The organism is uncultured Bradyrhizobium sp. (assembly GCF_936928535.1).
Classification (GTDB): domain Bacteria; phylum Pseudomonadota; class Alphaproteobacteria; order Rhizobiales; family Xanthobacteraceae; genus Bradyrhizobium.
Map to the genome: position 1 here is coordinate 1 of NZ_CAKZHY010000086.1, position 2650 is coordinate 2650.

2 protein-coding genes are annotated in these 2650 nt (G+C 63.3%); both read right to left on the minus strand.

The window, feature by feature from the left end; genetic code table 11:
- Positions 1-129: 129 nt before the first annotated feature.
- Positions 130-942, minus strand: a complete 813-nt coding sequence (istB, locus tag Q0687_RS13560) for an IS21-like element helper ATPase IstB (RefSeq protein ID WP_298877417.1) — start codon at positions 940-942, stop codon at positions 130-132.
- Entirely contained in the window at positions 939-2489 is a 1551-nt protein-coding gene (gene istA, locus Q0687_RS13565; protein WP_298877420.1) for an IS21 family transposase, read from the minus strand. Before istA ends, istB begins: the two co-directional genes overlap by 4 nt.
- Positions 2490-2650 lie beyond the last annotated feature (161 nt).

Below are 2650 nucleotides of genomic sequence, written 5' to 3' on the forward strand. Positions count from 1 at the left end.
TGTAGCGCGGCAATCTGGGTAGGAAGTGCGCGGCAATCAGGATGGCGAGGCAGTGTCGCGGCCTGATGATGATTGCCGCGATGATTGTCGCGCGCAAGAGTTTTGTTGAACTCTGATTGTCGCGCAGCGTCAATCAGCGACGGTTTTAGGTGTCGCGTGCGATGGCGGCCGTCCTGGACCGCGTTTTCGTTCGAGGGCGGTTCGTCTGCGATAGCTCTCGACGTTCATCTCGACGATGGTGGCGTGGTGAACGAGGCGATCGATAGCCGCGAGGGTCATGGCGGGATCCGGGAAGACCCTGTTCCATTCGCCGAATGGCTGATTGGCGGTGATCAGCATCGAGCGGCGCTCGTAGCGTGCACTGATGAGCTCGAACAGCACGCTGGTCTCGGCCTGATCCTTGGTGACGTAAGCGAGATCATCAAGGATCAGGAGATCGAAGCGATCGAGACGATTGATGGCCGCCTCGAGGTTGAGCTCGCGTCGCGCCAGCTGGAGCTTCTGCACGAGATCGGTGGTGCGGGTGAAGAGGACGCGCCATCCGTTCTCGATGAGGGCCAGGCCAATCGCTGCCGCCAAGTGGCTCTTTCCGCCGCCGGGCGGGCCGAACAACAGCAAATTGGCGCCCTTGCTCAGCCAGCTGTCACCGGCGGCGAGCGCCATCACCTGCGCCTTCGAGATCATCGGCACGGCTTCGAAGTCGAAGCTGTCGAAGGTCTTTCCGGCGGGCAAACGTGCTTCGACAAGGTGTCGTTCGATCCGACGACGGCCGCGTTCGGCGATCTCGTGCTCGGCGATGGTGGCGAGGAAGCGGCCGGCCGGCCAGCCTTCCTTGTCGGACTGTTCGGCAAATTGCGCCCACAGCACCTTGATGGCTGGCAGCCGGAGCTCATTGAGCAACAGATTGAGGCGCGCGGCATCAACCGTGTTCGTCCCGCTCATGCGGCACCTCCGGTCTCGGCGGTACCGATGAGGCATTCGTAGGTCGCAAGCGGCACGAGCTGCACCACGACGTTCGGCAGGTTGGCGGGATCGGGGGCGAAGTGAGCACGTAGCCGGTTGAGGTCGGGCAGTCGGCCGGCCTCGAGGTCGGCGGTGAGCTGATCGGCGAGTTCGGCCTCGCAGCCGCGTTCATGAGCGAGCGCGAGGAGATCGACCAAGATCCGGCAGGCTTTTTTGTCCGGCAAGCGTTCGCGCAAGCGATCGAAGGTCTTCCGATAGGCATCGCGCGGGAACAGCCGATCTCGGTAGACCAGATTGAGAAGCGCCATCGGCTTGCGCCGCAGGGAATGGATCACGTGCCGATAATCGACGACCTGGTCGTACTTGCCATTGGGATGCGGCCGCCCACGCGGCAGGGTGACGAGATGGGTGCCGCCGACGAACACGTCGAGACGATCATCGTAAAGGCGCACCCGCAGCCGGTGACCGATCAGGCGCGATGGCACCGTGTAGAACACCTTGCGCAGGGTGAAGCCGCCGGACGATGTCACGCGGACGATCACCTCTTCGTAGTCGGAGGTGCGCCGATCGGGCAGCTCCTGCAACACCACGCGCTCGCTATCGATCCGCTTGGCGTTGCGGGCATTGCGGCGGCTGACGATCTCGTCGATGAAGCCGCGATAGGTGGCAAGATCGTCGAAGTCGACAGTTCCGCGCAGCAGCAAGGCATCCGCGATTGCTCGCTTGAGATGACCGTGGGGCCCTTCGATCGAACCATTCTCGTGAGCAACGCCTCGATTGTTGCGGGAAGGCCGCATGCCGTAATGGGCACAAAGGGCCTCATATCGCTGCGTCAGATCGTCCCGTGCATCACGATCGAGATTGCAGAATGCGGCCGACAGGCTGTCGGTCCGATGCTCCCGCGGCGCCCCACCGAGCGACCAGAGGGCATTCTGCAGGCCTTCGGCCAAGGCAACGAAGCTCTCGCCGCCAAGCACGACGTGGGCGTGCTCGAACCCGCAATAGGCCAAACGGAAGTGATAGAGACGATGATCCAACGGTGCACCCGCGATCGTAACACCCAACTCGTCCATGTCTGTGAAGTCGGAGAGGCCGAGTTGGCCAGGCTCGTGGGTTTGGCGGAAGATCACCTCCTGCTCCTCGCCGTGGACCGCCCGCCATGCACGGATCCGACGTTCCAGGGTACGACGGATACCGCTGCCGAGATCCGGATGACGCCGTAGCATCTCCTCGAACACCGCCACCGGGCGTAAGCCAGGTGCCGCCTTCAAGATCGGGACGATCTCGGTCTCGAACACGTCGCTCAGCGGGTCCGGTCGTCGCCGGCCGCGGGGAGCCTTCCTTTGCGATGGAAATCGGGGGTCTCTCTCGATCCGATAGGCGGTCGACGCACTGAATGATGCCTTGGCCGCCGCCACTGGCGGGCTATCGGTCTGACGGTACTTCATGTAGAGCCTCATCTGGTGATCTGTGATGTGTCGGCCGGGCACGCGAGTGATTCCTCTTGGCGGAAGAACCACTTGCATAACCCCGCCGGCCGCGACCACCAGTCGGCGCGGTCCTCCTCGGGATCGCGCCGACGCTGGGCTCGTAACTCCGGTCGGGCTACGCCCTCCCTACGTCACGAGCCCAGCGAAACTCTCTCACCTTGATTGACGCTGCCTTCCATCCTGATCGCCGCGCGACA

Bases quoted from the DNA above. Each gene is read 5' to 3' on its own strand.
- istB (WP_298877417.1), bottom strand. From the start codon at position 942: ATGAGCGGGACGAACACGGTTGATGCCGCGCGCCTCAATCTGTTGCTC.
- istA (WP_298877420.1), bottom strand. From the start codon at position 2,489: ATGCAAGTGGTTCTTCCGCCAAGAGGAATCACTCGCGTGCCCGGCCGA.